Source organism: Pseudomonas putida (assembly GCF_009883635.2).
GTDB classification, from domain to species: Bacteria; Pseudomonadota; Gammaproteobacteria; order Pseudomonadales; family Pseudomonadaceae; genus Aquipseudomonas; species Aquipseudomonas putida_W.
The window spans coordinates 1,132,551-1,149,085 of sequence record NZ_CP026115.2 but is presented as its reverse complement, the minus strand read 5'-3'; the positions used below and the strand labels follow the sequence as shown (position 1 = coordinate 1,149,085).

Genomic DNA, 16,535 nt, shown 5'->3' with positions numbered 1-16,535 from the left:
TCCGGGCCTCAAGCCAGCAGCGTGATCGCCACGTGCCCGGCGACACCGGCGCACACGCTGTAGATCAGGCTGCGCGACCAGTACGCGACAATGACCACCGGAATCGCTGCCAGCAGGTCGGCATTCAGGCCCAGCAGCGAGCCGTCCTTGGCCACCAGCAGGGCGGGTACGGTGATGCTGGCGATGATTGCCACCGGCAGGTATTCAATGACGTCATTGAACCACTTGGGGGACTTCTCCATCTTCAGCAGAAACGGCGTCGCGCGGGTCAGGTAGGTGATGGCGGCCATCAGCATCACCGCTGCGATCAGGTAGTTCTTTTCAGGCATAACCCTGCTCCACAGCCAACGGCAGTTGCGATGAATACGTTCAAGGGCGAGGGCGCAAACATGTTCAACAGGCAGGTGGTCACGATCACTACCAGGGCGATGACGGCTTTGGTGAAGGTGCTGCACAGCGATATCAGCACGAAGATCATCATGGCCGTCAGGGCATAATCCAGCTTGAACTGGGAAAACCGGTTCAAGGCATCCGATGCCACCGCGCCAAACACCGCGCCGGCGATCCAGCTGGCATGGCAATAGGTATTGAACTGCAGCAGATAGCCAGGCGAGGTCGGCCTGCCGTTCTCCAGGCGTTGGCTGTGAAAGGCAAAGGACTCATCGGTCAGGCCGAATGCGTACAGCAACTTCTGCGGCTTGCTGATCGGCAGTTGCGCGCTGCGTTTGGACATGTACATCGCCATCAGCATGTGCCGCGAATTGATCAGCAAGGTCGACAACGCAATGGTGATCAGCGGCGCGCTGGTGGTCATCAGTGCCAGTGCGGCGAACTGCGCCGCCCCGGCATAGACGAACAGGCACATGGCGGCCGGCAGCCACAAAGGCAGGCCGGCATTGATGCACATGACACCGAACACGAAGCTGACCACGAAGTAGCCGGTGACGATCGGCAGGGCATCGACCAGGCTTTCCTTGCGCGAGGTGGTTAGCAGCACCGACGAGGTCACAGGTCGACCTCGCAGGTGATTTCACCACGGGTTTGCAGGAAGCCTTGTTTCTGCCAGAAGCTCAGTGCGTTGGGGTTGTCATCTTCTACGAACAGGAACACCCGGCGAATACCGTGCTGGCGGAAATCGCTGAGAATCGAATTGGCCAGTGAAGTGCCAATCCGGCTCTGCCGATAGTCCGGCGCCACTGCCATGTGATTGATGGTGCCCCGTGTGCCCATCAAGCCCCCTGCGACCGCGCCGACGATGGTGCCGGTATGGTTTTCGGCCATGTAGCAGTAGGTATGCTCCGAGCCGAGCAAGCCTTTGAGCAGCCCCTCATCCTGCCAGTCGCAGAACGAGGTCTCCTCGAAGCGACGGAAGAAGTCGACGATCTTGCGGGCATGGAAGGGCGTGGCTTTCTTGATGCTCAGGCCATTGATATGTTCACTCGGAAACAACTTCGGCACCGGGCCGATGTAACTAGTCGATAATGTCATGCTCGCTGCCCGGTCGAGAGAAGGAAATTGCAATGATCTGCCGATAGCCCATTTCCGAAGGGCTCGGGTTGATCGCCGGAGTGACATAGTGTTGCAGTTCGCGGTCGAGGAAGTAAGTGGTGTCGAGAATGTTCAGGTAGGTACCGGAGTCGATTACATTCGACTGTTTGTCGTAGATGTTGCTGGTAGCACCCTCGACGTTGTGACGGCCCCAGAAGTGCACGCCGCTGAACGGGTAACCGTCGCAGTGAATACCTTCAGGGGTAATTTCGATCTGCGCCCCCGGTTTGATTTCGATACGGATCTGGTGCACTTGGCACTGCCAGGTGACTGTATGCAGTTCTTCAGGCAATACCGCCTTGTACACGTCGAAATCCAGGCGAATCAACGCGCGCAGAATCGGTGAGTTGAACACATCGGCACTGATGTCATCGAAATGACGTGCCATGCCACCGACATAGTTGTTGTGCGCTTCGGATTGTTCATAGGCGCGGTGATTGAGTTGGCACAGTTCGCCGGTGACCGGGTTGAAGTCGAAGTCGCTGTAACGGCGATAGCGGGTGCCTTTTTCGGCCTGGCCGTAATAACGGTCGACGCCCATAGTTTCCCAACTTTTGGAAAACTCGACAAACTCGTTGAACCCCCCGTTCAACGCATAATCGCTACCCAGGACGTTAACGGTCTTGTTTTGTCGCAGGGCAGTATCGATGTTTCTATTCAGTGTCAGCATGGTAAATCTCTTTTTATGTAAAAGCTGACAAAAATCTAACAGTTGAATCGCCCGCCGAAACTTCACTTTTTTTTGACGTGCCTCAACCGTTGCTTGCTACCCAGGCGGCGTGCACCGTTATCGGGCAGACAGTGCCGGCGGTTGTGCGATATCCTCATGCCTTTCGTTGACGGCCTGCGTCAACGGAACGGGGAGGGAGAGTGAATGGACATCAAGGTGCTTAAAAACATCGTGACCGTAGCCCGCACGGGCTCGATCACCGATGCGGCCGAACAGGTACACGTCACGGTCCAGGCCTTGGCTGCTCAGTTGAAAAAGCTCGAAGATCATTGCGGCTTCAAATTGTTCGACCGGACCAACAAAGGGGTATCGCTGACCCAGGAGGGCATGGGCATCCTGCCGCATGTCCTGGAAATCGTGCGTTCGTCCGAGCGCATGCAGCTGAAGATCAACCAGTTGCGCCAGAGCCGCAACCAGCGCCTGCCGTTGCGGGTTGCCTTGAACAGCACACTGTCGATGGAAATCAACCAGCAGATCATGGGCGCCGTGGTCAGCAAGTTGTCCGGCTACAATCCGATCTTCAGTTGCTCGGAGTCGCCCGACAACCTGGTCAAGCTGGCCAAGGATGAGGCGGACATGGTGGTGGTGCTGGGCGACAGCATGGGCGAGAACTACCATTCGGTACCGCTGAAGGGCTTGCGCATCGAGGTCGTTGCCTCGTCAACCAGCAATGACCGCTCGGCGCCCTGCGCGGTGATCAAGCCTTTGCCGGAGTGCCCGTATCATTCGATCTTCACCCGCTTCGCCGAGCGCCGGCCAGGCATGCTGGACGGGGCAACCGTGTTCCATTCCGGCAGCGAGATCGTCAGCGTCTCGATGATCAAGAGTTTTGGCGGCGTGGGCGTGCTGTCGCGGGCGGTTGCCGAGGCCAATGACCTGTTCATCTGGCCGGGTTTCTCCGACTTTCTCGATGTTTACCTGGTCATGAAAGAACCGTGGATCATCGAAGAGGAGTTCCCGCTGTTCTGTGCGGTTCCCACACCCATCCGCAGCCTGGACGCCATCAGCGCCTGACCTGGCAGCGCCGGGCGCATAAGCCACGGGAAGCATCCCGTGGCTGTTGTTTTCAATAGGCAAACCATTGATCGGAATTCCGCCGACGGCCGAATAAAAACATATTTTGATGCTTAAATTAATCTTGTCAGTCGATCCCCTCCAGGAGGGTGCCGTCATGAACATCAAGATTGCCGCCTTGTTGCTGCTCGCCCTGTGTGCCCAGCCGGCATGGAGCCAAAGCTACTCCTCCGCAACCCCCGCCGCCAAACCCGCCGAATCTGCAGCGATGACCACGCGCATGGCCTTGCGCGACCTGTGGGTCGAGCACATTTTCTGGGTTCGCAACTATGCCGTCGCCAACCAGGCGGGCAACGCCAAACAGGCCGCAGTCGCGGCCAATGAAGTTGTCAGTGATGCCACCAGAATCGCCAACAGCATCGCCCCGCTGTACGGCCAACCCGCCGCCGACCAATTGTTCAAGCTGCTCGCCAGCCACTGGGGCGCGATCAAGCACTACAGCGATGCCACCGTGGCCAAGGACAAGAAAGGGCAGCAAGCTGCCGTCAACGACCTGGGCAGCAATGCCAAGGCCATCGCCGCCTTCCTGGCCAAGGCCAACCCGAACCTGCCGGAGCAGACCTTGCTGACCTTGCTCAGCGCCCACGGTGGCCATCACGTGGCGCAGATCGACCAGCTGGCCGCCGGTGACTACGCCGGCGAGGCACGTACCTGGGCGATGATGCGCGAGCATATCCTGACCTTGTCCGACGCCCTCACTGCGGCGCTGGTCAAGCAGTTTCCGGACAAGTTCTGATGCTCGAAGGCCTTGGCCGTACCCAACAGGACCTGCTCCATGCGTTGCTGCATCAGCCGGCCGGCATGAGCATCGACGAACTGGCGCAGGCCCTGGCCATCACCCGCACGGCGGTGCGCCAGCACCTGGCCGCCCTGGAGCGTGACGGCCTGGTCAAGCGCGGTGCTACCCGGCCCACCGGGCGTCGGCCGGAGCAACTGCATCAGCTGACCGAGCATGGCCGCGAACTGTTCCCTCGGCAGTATCCGCTGCTGGCCAACCTGCTGATTGGTGAAGTGGCAGGCTTGATGGGGCAGGAGGCGTTGCTGGCGCTGATGCGGCAGCTTGGGCGCAAGCTGGCGACGGGCCTGGAGGCCGAAGTGGTGGATGAAGGGCGGATCGTCGAACACATGAATGCGGCGGGGTATGAGGCCGAAGTGTTCTTCCGTTCTTCAGGCGAACCACAGATCGTGGCGCACAACTGTGTGTTCCATCATCTGGCCAAGGCGCATCCGGTGGTGTGTGAGCTGGACCTGGCCTTGATTGGCACGCTTGGCGGCGCTGAAGTCAGCCATGAGGAATGCATGCTCAGGGGAGGGCAGGTGTGCCGCTTTGCCCTGCGCAAGGACCAGCATTGATCTTCACCTAGCGCCATGCACTACCTGTAGGAGCGGGCTTGCCCCGCGAAGAGGCCGGCACAGGAATAATCAGTTCTGCTTCAAAATGCAGTCCAGCAACCCGGGAAACCGCTCGCCCAGCATTTCGCTGCGCAGCGAATTCATGTGGGTGGTGCCGACATTGCGGGTATGCACCAACCCCGCATCACGCAACACGCGGAAATGGTGCGACATGCTCGACTTCGGTCGCCCGCCATCGAGCTCGCCACAGCTGGCCTCGGCCACGCCGGCCAGGTGGCGGACGATGCCCAGGCGCACCGGGTCGCTCAGTGCGTAGAGCACGCGCTCGAGAATCAGGTCTTCAGGGTTGGGATGTTGGTAGGCTCGCATGGCCGACATGATAACGGGGGTTTCATCAATTGCCATAGTTCGATTATGATCGAACAATCGTATGCAAATGATCCGGAGCTGCCCATGTCTGCCCTGTTCCAACCTTACACTCTCAAAGATGTCACTTTGCGTAACCGCATCGCTATCCCGCCGATGTGCCAGTACATGGCCGAGGACGGCATGATCAACGACTGGCACCATGTGCACCTGGCCGGCCTGGCCCGGGGCGGTGCCGGCCTGCTGGTAGTCGAGGCCACCGCGGTGGCGCCGGAAGGGCGCATTACCCCCGGTTGCGCCGGGATCTGGAGCGACGCCCATGCCCAGGCCTTCGTGCCGGTGGTGCAGGCGATCAAGGCCGCAGGATCCGTGCCGGGCATCCAGATTGCCCATGCCGGGCGCAAGGCCAGCGCCAACCGCCCGTGGGAAGGGGATGACCACATCACCGGCGACGATGCCCGTGGTTGGGACACTATCGCGCCGTCGGCAATCGCTTTTGGCGCGCACCTGCCGAAAGTACCGCGCGCGATGACCCTGGACGACATCGCCCGGGTCAAACAGGATTTCGTCGACGCCGCGCGCCGTGCGCGTGATGCCGGTTTCGAGTGGATCGAGCTGCACTTCGCCCATGGCTACCTGGGGCAGAGCTTCTTCTCCGAGCACTCCAACCAGCGCACCGATGCCTACGGTGGCAGCTTCGACAACCGTAGCCGCTTCCTGCTGGAAACCCTGGCCGCCGTGCGTGAGGTCTGGCCGGAGAACCTGCCGCTGACCGCGCGCTTTGGTGTGCTGGAATATGACGGTCGCGATGAGCAGACCCTGGAAGAATCGATCGAACTGGCGCGCCGCTTCAAGGCGGGCGGGTTGGACCTGCTGAGCGTCAGTGTCGGCTTCACCATTCCTGAAACCAACATTCCATGGGGCCCTGCATTCATGGGCCCGATTGCCGAGCGCGTACGTCGTGAGGCAGGGCTGCCGGTGACTTCGGCGTGGGGCTTTGGTACGCCGCAACTCGCCGAGGAAGCGCTGCAGTCACGTCAGCTGGACCTGGTTTCGGTTGGCCGTGCGCACCTGGCCGACCCGCACTGGGCGTACTTCGCAGCCAAGGAGCTGGGCGTGGACAAGGCCTCCTGGACCTTGCCGGCACCGTATGCGCACTGGCTCGAGCGTTATCGCTGAGCCTTGAGCAACCCCCAGGCACTGCAGTGCCCGGGGGCGCCGACTACTCGCCGATGCGCCAGCCAACCTGGCGCATCGCGCTCAGCAAGCGTTGCCCACCCAACCCCGGCACCAGAACCCCATCCGCTGTAAGCATGTCTTGGCCTGCAACCAGTGCGTTGACGATCGCTTCCTCCACCGCCTCTGCCGCCGCCATGAAAAGCGGCGTGATATGGTCATTGGCGAGCATCTGTACCGGCTGACTGAATGGCACCCCCTTGCGCCCATAGGCCGCAGGCGGCAGTTGCTGGTCGGCAGTGGAAAACGCCACGAACAGATCGCCGCTGGCATCTTCGGTACCGCCCCCGGTCCGGGCGATGCCGATCGAGGCCCGCTGCGCCAGACGCTGGCACTGGTGGGGCAGCAACGGGGCATCGGTGGCGATGATCACCACGATCGAACCCATGCCCGGCTCGCCCCGTTCGGCGAAAGGCGAGGGGATCTCGTCGAGCACCCGGCCGACAGGGTAGCCATCGACCCGCAGCTCCCGCCGCTGGCCGTGGTTGGCCTGCAGCAGCACGCCCACCGTCCAGCCCCCCTGGTCAGGTGGCAGGCGCCGTGAAGCCGTGCCGATACCGCCCTTGAACTCATGGCAGATCATGCCGGTGCCACCGCCCACCGCACCTTCGGCAACCGGCCCGGATTCGGCGCGGGCCAGCGCTTCGTTCACCTGATCGGGCCCTACGTGCTGGCCCCAGATATCGTTGAGCAGGCCATCGTAGGTTTCCAGCACCACGGGCATGCACCAGTACACCGACGGGTCGGCCAGGGTGTCGCGTTCTGCGGCGATCAATGCGTCGCGCACCACCCCGACACTGTGGGTGTTGGTGATGGCAATCGGCGTGGTCAGCAGGCCGGCTTCGCGGATCCACTCAAGGCCGGTGGCGTCGCCGTTGCCGTTGAGTACGTGGACCCCGGCAAAGCAAGGCGCCAGGCGGGCCGCAGCCGGGCGTGGCTGGATCACCGTCACGCCGGTGCGTACCTGCTGGCCGGCACCGTCGGCCATCAAGGTGCTGTGGCCGACACGGATGCCGGGTACATCAGTGATGGCGTTGAATTCACCGGGCAGGCCATGGCCCAGGCTGATACCAAGTTGACGAGCGCGCATAGGGACTCCTGTGGGTCAGAGCGTTGTGGGTCAGAGTTTCTGGAAGGCTGGGCTGAACTTGCCGTAGGTGCTGTAGAGCATCACCGAGACGGCCAGCAGCACGAGAATGATGAGGATGTCGCGAAGGGGCGCGGCCAGCAGGCCGCTGAGCAGCAGGTAACCCGCGCCGACCACCGCCAGCAGCGCTGGCAACGGCCACAGGGGCATGCGATAGGGGTGTTCGCGGTCGCTGCGCAGCACACGGCTGAACAGAGCGCACAGCGCGACCGCCAGGTACACCATCAGGAGCAGCAGCACGGTGAACGAGGTCATCTCTTCCAGATTGGAGCTGAAGCTCAGGGCAGCGGACGGTATGGCCAGCAGCAGGGTGGCCAGCCAGGGCGAATCCCAGCGTGGGTGGATGCGGGTGAACAGGCGGTTCAGGGTTGGCGTCCACAGTTGATCGCGGCCACTGCTGAAGATCACCCGGCCGGACTGGATGACAATGGCGATGATGGCATTGAACACCGAAAGGAAAATGCCCGCGCTCACCAGCCGTGACAGCATCGGGTTGCCGTGGGCGTTGAGCAGGTAGCCGATGGGGTCGCTGCTGGCCAGCATCGCCTCCAGCGATGGCGCGCCCAGCAACAGTGCGCAGATGGGCACCAGCTCGATGGCCACCACCAGCGCCAGGGACCAGAGCACTGCCCGATGGGTGCTGCGGCCACCGTCCTTCATGTCTTCGGCCAGCACCACGGCGGCGCCGAAGCCGTTGTAGGCGAACAGGGCCGTGCCGATCGAGGCGAACACCAGCGCCCAGGGGGCGGCGCTGAGCAGGCCGTGGTCCATGTGCTGGGGCGTGATCAACACGCTCAGCGGCTGGCTCACGTTACCCAGGCCCAGCGCCACGATGACCAGCACCGCCGCCATTTCGCACAACAGGAACACGCCCGTGACCCAGGCGTTGAGGCGGATGTTGAGGATGCCGAGGGCATAGCTGCCGGCGACGATCGCCAGGGCCACGGCCTGGGTATCGAAGGCCGTGCCCAGGGCGCTGTTCAGGTAGGTAGCAGCCCCGGTGGCCAGCACCGGTGGAATGAACAGCAGCGAGACCAGCACCGTGACAAAGGTGGCGTAGCCGGCCAGGCCGCCGAACACGCGCTTGGCATACACATATTCGCCACCGGCCGAACTATGGGCGCGGCCCAGTTCGGCATAGCACCAGGCGAACATCAGCGCCAGCACTGCCGCCAGCACGAAGGCCAGCACCGCGCCGCTGCCAGCCTGGGCAATGGCGAAGGGTGCAATCACAAATACGGAACTGGCCGGAGTCACCGCCGAAACGGTGATCGCAACCACATCGAGCATGCCCAGGCTGGGCTTTAGCGCACTGTCGTGCATGTCGTTTTCCTCGAATTGTTATTGGGGTTGAGGCAGTGACGAAAGGCGCGAACACCCTGCGGATGGGGTGTTGCATGGGCTGCAATCTAGGCCTGGCGCAGTGGCCGGCCAATTACCATTTGGGGTTACGCCCCTTGACGTGGGCGCTGCAAAGGAGGGAAATCGCATCACCTTTTCAGGGGAGCCGGCACGGTGCACAACGTTTTTCATGAAGTCGGCATGCATGCCAATCTTGGCCGCACCATCGAACAGATCGGTCAGCCACGCTTCTGGAAGCAACTGATCCTGTTGCTGCATCGCTGGTTGCCGTTCGATAACGCCCTGGCGGCGTACTACCCCGGCAGCGGTACCCCGGTGGTGCTGGAAGAGCACGATGCGACGCCGCAGGCGGGGCCTGTGGCGATGTCCATGTACCTGAGCGGGCTGTATCAGCTCGACCCGTTCTACCTGGCGTGCCAGGACGGTGTGGGCAGTGGCTTGTATCGGCTTGACGAAGTGGCGCCGGACCAGTTCCACGAGAGCGAGTACTACATCAGCTGGTTCCAGGCCCATGTGCTGGCGGATGAGGTGCAGTTCATCCTGCAGCTCCCAGGCCAGGGCGCGCTGAGCTTGTCGCTGGGGCGGGGGGTCGCCTTCGATGCCGAGCAGTGCGGCTTGCTGGCGATGCTCTGCCCGTGGGTGCTGGCGCTGATGCAGCAGCATTGGCAGGCCGGTAGCAAGCACGTGCTGGCGCAGGATGAGCCGGTGGCGGTGCAGGTGCGTGACGCCCTCAGCCAGTTCGGCGCTGGGGTGTTGTCCGAGCGCGAGCTGGAGATTGCCCGGCTGATCTTGCGCGGGTTTTCCTCGAAGGCCATGGCCGAGCGCCTGGCGATTTCACCCGAGACGATCAAGGTTCATCGTCGCCACCTGTATGCCAAGCTGGATATCTCGTCGCAGCCAGAGCTGTTTTCATTGTTCCTGCAGTCATTGGGGCACGACCCGCAGCACCCTTGAATGCCGGGCGTGCCCCTGAGCATCAGAAGCGATCCAGCCGGTAGGCCCCCAGGTCGGGGGCACCGGCCAGCCCAGCCAGACGCCCCACCCATTCCGCCGTCACCGCTGCCTGGGTCAAGCCCAGATGCTGATGCCCGAACGCCAGCAGTACCCGCCCATCACACACCTGGTCGATCACCGGCAACGAGTCCGGCAACGATGGCCTGAAACCCATCCATGGCGTTGCGCCTTCTACGCTCAGGTCCTGGCGGAACAAGCCTTTGCTCAACCGGTGCAACTGCCACGCCCGCTGCATGCTGGGCGGCGCATCGAGGCCGGCGAACTCCACCGTGCCGGCCAGGCGCAGCCCATCAGCCATGGGCGTCATGATGAACTTGCGCTCCAGTGAGGTGACCGCGAACGGCAGGCGCTGACGTTCCTGCGGCAGCATCAGGTGATAGCCGCGCTCGGTGTCCAGCGGTACGCGCTTGCCGGTCAGTGCTGCGGTCAGCTGCGCAGAATGTGCGCCGCAACTGAGCAGCACCTGGCGCGCTTTGAACGTCCCCTGGTCACTGGCCAGGCGGACTCCGTCGCCCTGCAGTTGCCCACCCGAAACCCGCGCCTGGACGAAACGCACACCGCTGGACTTGGCTGCCTCGAACAGCGCGCAGACCACCTGGTACGGGTCGATGAAGTGCCCGGTACGCGGGAAGAACAAACCGCCCAACAGCGCAGGGTTCAGTTGCGGTGCGGCCTCGCGCACGTGCTCGGCCGGCCAGAAATCGACCGCCACGTTCTGTTGCTGCATGCGCGCCTGCAAGGCTTGCAGCGCCTGGCGTGACTCGGGTCGTTCAAACACCAGCAACGAGCCATCTTCCTTGAACAGCTCGCTGCGCCCGATCGAGCCCAGCAGGCGCTGCCAGGCCTCCAGGCTGCCTTCGTTCAGCGCCCGGATACCGGCCACGCTGCGCTGGAACGGCGCCGGGCGCAGGTTGAGCAGCAGGTGGATGAACCATGGCATGGCCTTGGGCAGGTACTTCCAGTCCAGGCGCAGCGGGCCCATCGGGTCGAGCAGCATGCGCGGCAGGCGCTTGAGGATCGACAGGTCAGCGATCGGGAAGACCTGCTCGGTGGCCAGGTGCCCGGCGTTGCCGTAGGAGGCGCCCTGGCCGGGCGCCTGGTGATCGAGCAGCAGCACCCGACGGCCCTGGCGGGCCAGTTGCAGGGCGCAGGCCACGCCGACGATGCCGGCGCCGACCACGGCGATATCGGTTTCAGGGGTGTCGACCATGCTCAGGCTTCCCGTTTACCGTCGAGCAAGCGCCGCAGCTGCAGCGGGTTGCCGTGCTGGAGCGCCTGGGGCAGCAGGGCATCGGGGAAGTCCTGGTAGCACACCGGGCGCAGGAAGCGCAGGATCGCCGCCGTGCCGACCGAGGTGGTGCGGGCATCGGAAGTGGCCGGGAACGGCCCGCCGTGGACCATCGCATCACATACTTCGACACCGGTCGGCCAGCCGTTGACCAGGATGCGCCCGGCCTTGCGTTCCAAGGTTGGCAGCAGGGCGCGGGCGCTGTCGATGTCGGCATCGTCCAGTTGCAGCGTGGCGGTCAGTTGGCCTTCAAGGTGCTCGGCCACCTGGCGGACCTGCTCGTCGCTGGCGCAGGCCACCACCAGCGAAGCGGCGCCGAACACTTCGGCCTGCAACGCCGGGTCGCTGAGAAACGCTTCGGCCTGAGTCACGAACAGCTGTGCCTGGCATTGGTTCGGCCCTTGCTGCGTCTGGCCGCTGGCGGCAATCGTAGCGTTGGCGTTGTTGGCCAAGGCGCCGACGCCAGTGGCATAGGCGCTGGCAATGCCCGGGGTGAGCATGGTCTGCGCGGCGGCCTGGCGTACATGTTCGCTGGCAGCCTCGATGAAGCGCTGCAGCGCTGGCCCCTGGCGGGCGATCACCAGGCCTGGGTTGGTGCAGAACTGCCCGGCGCCCTGGGTCAGCGAGGCGACGAAGCCTTGCGCCAGGGCTGCGCCACGGGCCTGCAGCGCGGCGTCGAAAAGGAACACCGGGTTGATCGAGCTCATTTCGGCGTACACCGGAATTGGCTCCGGGCGGGCCTGGGCCGCCTGGCACAGGGCGATTCCACCGCTGCGCGAGCCGGTGAAGCCTACCGCCTTGATGCGTGGGTCGCTGACCAGAGCAATGCCGACTTCACGGCCGGCACCATACAGCAACGAGAACACGCCCTCAGGCAGGCCGCAGGGTTTGACCGCGCGGGCCACGGCCTGGCCGACCAGTTCACTGGTGCCGGGGTGCGCGGCGTGGGCCTTGACCACCACCGGGCATCCGGCAGCCAGTGCCGAGGCGGTGTCGCCGCCGGCTACCGAAAAGGCCAGGGGGAAGTTGCTGGCGCCGAACACCGCCACCGGGCCGAGGGCCACCTGGCGCTGGCGCAGGTCAGCGCGCGGCAGCGGCTGGCGTTCGGCCAGGGCATTGTTGACCCGCACATCGAGCCATTCGCCGCTGCGGACCACCCGGGCAAAGGTGCGCAGTTGCGTGCAGGTGCGGCCACGCTCGCCCTGGATGCGCGCCTTGGGCAGGCCGCTTTCGGCCACGGCGCGGTCGATCAGTGCATCGCCCAGCGCTTCGATTTCGCTGGCGATGGTTTCGAGGAAATGGGCGCGCTGCTCCAGCGAGGTTTCGCGGTAGGCATCGAACGCCGCCCAGGCCAGTGCGCAGGCCTGGGCCACGTGTTCGCCTGTGCCGCCGGCGTAGGCGGGTTCGAGGGCCTGGTTGGTGGCCGGGTCGATGGCGCGGATCGCGTCGCGGCTGCCGGGTACGGCGCGCTGGCCGATCAGCAGGTTGCCTGTCAGGGTCATGGAGCCTCCTTCGTAATCAGTTTCTGGATCGGGGGGCGCTTTGCGCCCCTTTCGCGACGCAGCCCCGGGGGTCAGGTCAGGTTCTGCTCGGCCGACCAGCTGGCGTACCACTTGCGGAACAACCCGTACTGCTGCTCGGCAAAGTTGCGCTGGGCATCGGTGAGCACGTCGGTTTCGTTGAAGTGCAGGCTGTACTCGCTGTCGCCGTTGAGCACCATCAGGTGCTTGTAGTACAGCACCAGGTCGCAGCCTTCATCGAACGACGACAGCACCGCCAGCGCCGCTTCCAGTTCGCGAGCCAGGCGGCGGGCCTTGGCGTCGCCCTTGGCGGCCTGCTTGCTCAGGCTAACCAGCTGCAGCACTTCACGCGGCAGGGCGTTGCCGATACCGGTGATGGCACCGGTGGCGGCGCAGTTGACGAAGCCATGCACCACCTGGGTGTCGACGCCGACCATCAGGGTCACGTCGTCATCCTTCGAGGTGATGTGCTCGGCGGCGTAGCGCAGGTCGGCGCCGCCGCCGAACTCCTTGAAGCCGATCAGGTTGGGGAATTCGCGACGCAGTTCGAAGAACAGGTCGGCGCGGGTGGCGAAGCCGTAGTAGGGGCTGTTGTAGATCACCGCCGGCAACTTCGGCGCGGCGGCGAGAATGGCCGAGAAGTGGTGTTTCTGGGCGATCAGCGATGCACCGCGGCTGAGCACGCGGGGGATGACCATCAAGCCAGCGGCACCCACCTTGGCAGCATGGGCCGCGTGGGCGACGGCTTCGCGGGTGTTCACCGCACCGGTGCCGACGATGGTCGGGATGCCGGCGGCCACCAGGCGGGCCACGCCTTCCTGGCGTTCGGCTTCGGTCAGCAGCGGCCAGTCGCCCATCGAACCGCAGTAGACCACGGCGCTCATGCCGGCTTCGATCAACTCGAGGCCCTTGCGCACCAGTGCGTCGAAATCAGGCTTGCGCGCGGCAGTGCACGGGGTCATCAGGGCAGGCATGGTGCCGGTGAAGATGTTGTCAGTCATTGTTGTCACTCCTGGCGATATTCAGTGGTTCAAGAAGCCGGGTTCAGATGCCCCAGGCGAATGGATCCTGTTCGTCGATCAGCAGAGTGCTGTCGGCGGTCATGTAGGCGCGGCCGGTGATGAACGGGCGAATGCGCTCGCCGTCGCGCTCGTAGCGGCCGTGGAACTGGCTACCGGTGATGCTGGCCTGGACCCAGGTCTGGCCTTCTTCGAGCTTGCCGTCGGCGGCCAGGCACGCCAGCTTGGCGCTGGTGCCGGTGCCACAGGGCGAGCGGTCGTAGGCCTTGCCCGGGCACATGACGAAGTTGCGGCTGTCGGCATGGGCGTCGTCGGCGAACAACTCGACATGGTCGATTGGCGCACCGTGCTCGCCGGTGATGCCCTGGGCTTCGAGGGCCTTGAGCATGGCCCAGGTGTACTCGGTGAGGGCTTCGCGGTTGTCCAGTTCGATGCGCTGGCCGTGTTCAGAGACCAGGAAGAACCAGTTGCCGCCCCAGGCGATGTCGCCACGCACCACGCCATGGCCGGGCACCTCCACCGCCACCTGCTGGCGGTAGCGGTAGGACGGCACGTTGCCGACGGTGATGGCGCCGTCTTCATGCAGGGTGGCGCTGACCGGGCCGACCGGGGTGTCGATCTTGTGCACGCCGGGCTCGATCAGGCCCAGGTGCTGCAGCGAGGCAATCAGGCCGATGGTGCCGTGGCCGCACATGTTCAGGTAGCCGGCGTTGTTGAAGAAGATCACCCCGCAGGTGGCGTCGGCCGACACCGGTGGGCAATACAGCGCGCCGACCAGCACATCGTTGCCGCGTGGTTCCAGCAGGCAGGCACGGCGCCATTGATCGTGCAGCTCGCGCAGTTCGTCGCGCTGCTCGGCCATGCTGCGCCCCTGCAGCGGCGGGAAGCCTTTCATCACCAGGCGGGTCGGTTCGCCGCCGGTATGCGAGTCGATGACGTGAATCTGTTTCATGGGCTTGTCCATTGCTAAGAGGGTCAGGAGGCGACGGCGGGGCGGCCGCTGTAGGTTTCAGCCGAGGCTTCGCTTTCGTCTTCACCTTCCAGGCGTACCAGGTGCGCCGGCACCCCGGTGGCGGCGCCCCAGTAGTAGATGCCCAGGGCGCAGGCAGCCACGGCCAGGGTGTCGAGCGGGTGGCCGAGCACGCCCAGGCCGCCGAAGCTGCCCAGCCAGGACAACAGGATGGTCACGGCGTAGAAGCCGATCAGCCAGGCCGACGAACGCACTTGCTGGGCCAACGACAGGTGCTGGGTCGGGACGAAGCGGCCGCACAGCAGGTACAGCACGAACATCACGATCTGCAGGGCCAGCAGCCAGGACACGGTGCTCCAGCCGGACCAGTAGACGATCAGCGCGGCGATGATGAACGACAGCGGGCCGAGCACGCCCATGCCCTTGACCCGGAACGGGCGCGGCATGTCTGGCGCATTGCGGCGCAGGGCGGCGACGGTAACCGGGGCCACCGCGTAGCTCAGCACCAGGGCGGCGGACACCACGTTGATCAGCGCTTCCCAGGAGGGGAACGGCAGGGTCCAGAACACCGACAGGCCGAAGGTCAGCCACAGTGCCGGGCGCGGAATGCCGGACTCGGCGTCGATGCGGGTGAAGTACTTGAAGAAGGTGCCGGTCTGCGCCCAACCATAAACCACGCGTGGGGTGGCGTTCATGTAGATGTTGCCGCAGCCGCTGGGCGAGATCACCGCATCGGCCACCACCAGGTAGGCCAGCCAGCCCACACCCAGGGCCAGGGCGATGTCACGGTAGGGCAGGGCCAGTTCCTTGGTCACCGCGGCCCAGCCGTTGGTGAGCATTTCGGTTGGCACGCTGCCGAGGAAGGCCAGTTGCAGCAGGGCGTAGATAGCAGTGGACAACAGCACCGAGAGGATCAGCGCGATCGGGATGGTGCGCTGCGGGTTCTTCACTTCGCTGGCCACCGAGATGATCGGCGTCAGCCCCAGGTAGGCGAAGATGATGCCACCGGCCGACACCGCCATTTCCACGCCAGACAGGCCGAACGGGGCGAAGCCCTGGACCTCGAAGTTCTCCGGCTTGAAGAAGGTGAACAGCACGCCGATCACCAGCAGCGGAACGATGAACTTGAACACGCTGACCAGGTTGTTGGCCTTGGCGAAGGTCTTCACGCTGCGGTAGTTGAGGAAGAAGAACAGCCCCAGCAAGGCGAACTGCACCAGCCAGCCGAGCACCGTCGGGTCGCTGGAGCCGGCCTTGGTCAGCCCGGGGAACCAGGCCGCGGCGTACTGGCGCGAGGCGACCACTTCGATGGCGATCAGGCTGGAGAAGGCGATAAGGGTGATGAAACCCATCAGGTAGCCGAGCAGCGGGCCGTGGGAGTACACCGGGTAGCGCACCACGCCACCGGCACGCGGCAGGGCGGCGCCGAGTTCGCAGTAGACGATGCCCAGCAACAACACGGCGAACCCGCCGAGGAACCAGGAGAGGATACCGGCCGGGCCGGCGATGGCCGAGACGTGGCTGGCGGCGAACAGCCAGCCGGAGCCGAAGATGGCGCCGAGGCCGATGAAGGTGAGGTCGAGCAATGACAGCTGTTTCTTGAATTTGCCTGACATGGGGGCGCCTTTTTGTAGGTTTTGGATAGGCAGGTCTGATGTCACGTGTTGCGGCTTGCGTGGGGCATAGAGTGGACCCGAACGGGGCGGGGGTTCTTGATGGTTTTCTGCAGGGGGTATGACGAAATCGGCACAGTTGCAAAAAATACTGGCGGCCTTAAAGGCTGGGTAGGTAGGCTGCAGGGCCTGCCGCACAAGGGCTTTAGCAGTTCATGGGCATTGATGGCCCTTTCGCGGGGCAAGCCCGCTCCTACAGGTACTGCGCAGTCCTGCAGGAGCGGGCTTGCCCCGC

At 64.1% G+C, this 16,535-nt stretch carries 17 protein-coding genes; 5 read left to right on the top strand and 12 right to left on the bottom strand.

What is annotated here, in order from left to right; translation table 11 throughout:
- Positions 1 to 8 precede the first annotated feature (8 nt).
- The 4 genes from C2H86_RS05150 to C2H86_RS05135 are packed head-to-tail and all read right to left on the bottom strand — an operon-like array spanning position 9 to position 2,218.
- Positions 9 to 329 carry an AzlD domain-containing protein gene (locus C2H86_RS05150; RefSeq protein WP_159411700.1) on the bottom strand — a complete coding sequence of 107 codons (321 nt, stop codon included), beginning with the start codon at positions 327 to 329 and terminating at the stop codon, positions 9 to 11.
- Positions 308 to 1,009, bottom strand: coding sequence for an AzlC family ABC transporter permease (locus tag C2H86_RS05145; protein ID WP_240349686.1), 702 nt, complete (start codon positions 1,007 to 1,009; stop codon positions 308 to 310). Before C2H86_RS05145 ends, C2H86_RS05150 begins: the two co-directional genes overlap by 22 nt.
- A complete protein-coding gene (locus tag C2H86_RS05140; RefSeq protein ID WP_159411699.1) occupies positions 1,006 to 1,488 on the bottom strand; it encodes a GNAT family N-acetyltransferase in 483 nt (160 codons plus the stop codon). Before C2H86_RS05140 ends, C2H86_RS05145 begins: the two co-directional genes overlap by 4 nt.
- Positions 1,472 to 2,218: a 2OG-Fe dioxygenase family protein gene (locus C2H86_RS05135; protein WP_110637149.1), complete on the bottom strand. Its 747-nt coding sequence runs from the start codon at positions 2,216 to 2,218 to the stop codon at positions 1,472 to 1,474. The genes C2H86_RS05140 and C2H86_RS05135 overlap by 17 nt, the downstream gene beginning before the upstream one ends.
- 204 nt (positions 2,219 to 2,422) lie before the next feature.
- Here C2H86_RS05135 and C2H86_RS05130 point away from each other — a divergent pair, with 204 nt between their 5' ends.
- From C2H86_RS05130 to C2H86_RS05120, 3 genes are all read left to right on the top strand, one after another.
- The gene (locus C2H86_RS05130; protein ID WP_103446306.1) at positions 2,423 to 3,292 is read left to right on the top strand and encodes a LysR family transcriptional regulator; all 870 of its coding nucleotides are present in this window, start codon (positions 2,423 to 2,425) and stop codon (positions 3,290 to 3,292) included.
- Positions 3,293 to 3,449: 157 nt separating this feature from the next.
- The gene (locus C2H86_RS05125; RefSeq protein WP_159411698.1) at positions 3,450 to 4,088 is read left to right on the top strand and encodes a hypothetical protein; all 639 of its coding nucleotides are present in this window, start codon (positions 3,450 to 3,452) and stop codon (positions 4,086 to 4,088) included.
- Positions 4,088 to 4,705, top strand: a complete 618-nt coding sequence (locus tag C2H86_RS05120) for a helix-turn-helix transcriptional regulator (protein WP_159411697.1) — start codon at positions 4,088 to 4,090, stop codon at positions 4,703 to 4,705. Before C2H86_RS05125 ends, C2H86_RS05120 begins: the two co-directional genes overlap by 1 nt.
- A gap of 69 nt (positions 4,706 to 4,774) precedes the next feature.
- Here the strand turns inward: C2H86_RS05120 and C2H86_RS05115 are convergent, their stop codons facing one another.
- Positions 4,775 to 5,110 (bottom strand): ArsR/SmtB family transcription factor, encoded by a 336-nt coding sequence (locus tag C2H86_RS05115; RefSeq protein ID WP_159411696.1) that lies wholly within the window; start codon positions 5,108 to 5,110, stop codon positions 4,775 to 4,777.
- Positions 5,111 to 5,158: 48 nt separating this feature from the next.
- Here C2H86_RS05115 and xenA point away from each other — a divergent pair, with 48 nt between their 5' ends.
- Positions 5,159 to 6,250, top strand: a complete 1,092-nt coding sequence (xenA, locus tag C2H86_RS05110; RefSeq protein WP_159411695.1) for a xenobiotic reductase XenA — start codon at positions 5,159 to 5,161, stop codon at positions 6,248 to 6,250.
- Between the two features lie 43 nt (positions 6,251 to 6,293).
- On the opposite strand, the gene C2H86_RS05105 is transcribed toward xenA, so the two are convergent.
- The gene (locus C2H86_RS05105; RefSeq protein ID WP_159411694.1) at positions 6,294 to 7,397 is read right to left on the bottom strand and encodes a P1 family peptidase; all 1,104 of its coding nucleotides are present in this window, start codon (positions 7,395 to 7,397) and stop codon (positions 6,294 to 6,296) included.
- Positions 7,398 to 7,427: 30 nt separating this feature from the next.
- Positions 7,428 to 8,777 (bottom strand): APC family permease, encoded by a 1,350-nt coding sequence (locus C2H86_RS05100; RefSeq protein ID WP_159411693.1) that lies wholly within the window; start codon positions 8,775 to 8,777, stop codon positions 7,428 to 7,430.
- 219 nt (positions 8,778 to 8,996) lie between these two features.
- Here C2H86_RS05100 and C2H86_RS05095 point away from each other — a divergent pair, with 219 nt between their 5' ends.
- Positions 8,997 to 9,770, top strand: a complete 774-nt coding sequence (locus C2H86_RS05095; RefSeq protein ID WP_430738572.1) for a response regulator transcription factor — start codon at positions 8,997 to 8,999, stop codon at positions 9,768 to 9,770.
- A 22-nt stretch (positions 9,771 to 9,792) separates the two neighbouring features.
- Here C2H86_RS05095 and C2H86_RS05090 read toward each other — a convergent pair whose 3' ends face one another.
- The 5 genes from C2H86_RS05090 to C2H86_RS05070 all read right to left on the bottom strand — a co-directional run bounded on the left by C2H86_RS05090 (position 9,793) and on the right by C2H86_RS05070 (position 16,243).
- Entirely contained in the window at positions 9,793 to 11,040 is a 1,248-nt protein-coding gene (locus tag C2H86_RS05090; RefSeq protein WP_159411691.1) for an NAD(P)/FAD-dependent oxidoreductase, read from the bottom strand.
- 2 nt (positions 11,041 to 11,042) lie between these two features.
- Positions 11,043 to 12,620, bottom strand: a complete 1,578-nt coding sequence (locus tag C2H86_RS05085; RefSeq protein ID WP_159411690.1) for an aldehyde dehydrogenase (NADP(+)) — start codon at positions 12,618 to 12,620, stop codon at positions 11,043 to 11,045.
- 71 nt (positions 12,621 to 12,691) lie between these two features.
- Complete coding sequence (locus C2H86_RS05080; protein ID WP_159411689.1) at positions 12,692 to 13,639, bottom strand: dihydrodipicolinate synthase family protein; 948 nt, start codon at positions 13,637 to 13,639, stop codon at positions 12,692 to 12,694.
- 43 nt (positions 13,640 to 13,682) lie between these two features.
- Positions 13,683 to 14,609, bottom strand: a complete 927-nt coding sequence (locus C2H86_RS05075) for a 4-hydroxyproline epimerase (RefSeq protein ID WP_159411688.1) — start codon at positions 14,607 to 14,609, stop codon at positions 13,683 to 13,685.
- Between the two features lie 23 nt (positions 14,610 to 14,632).
- The gene (locus C2H86_RS05070) at positions 14,633 to 16,243 is read right to left on the bottom strand and encodes an APC family permease (RefSeq protein WP_159411687.1); all 1,611 of its coding nucleotides are present in this window, start codon (positions 16,241 to 16,243) and stop codon (positions 14,633 to 14,635) included.
- Positions 16,244 to 16,535: the final 292 nt, after the last annotated feature.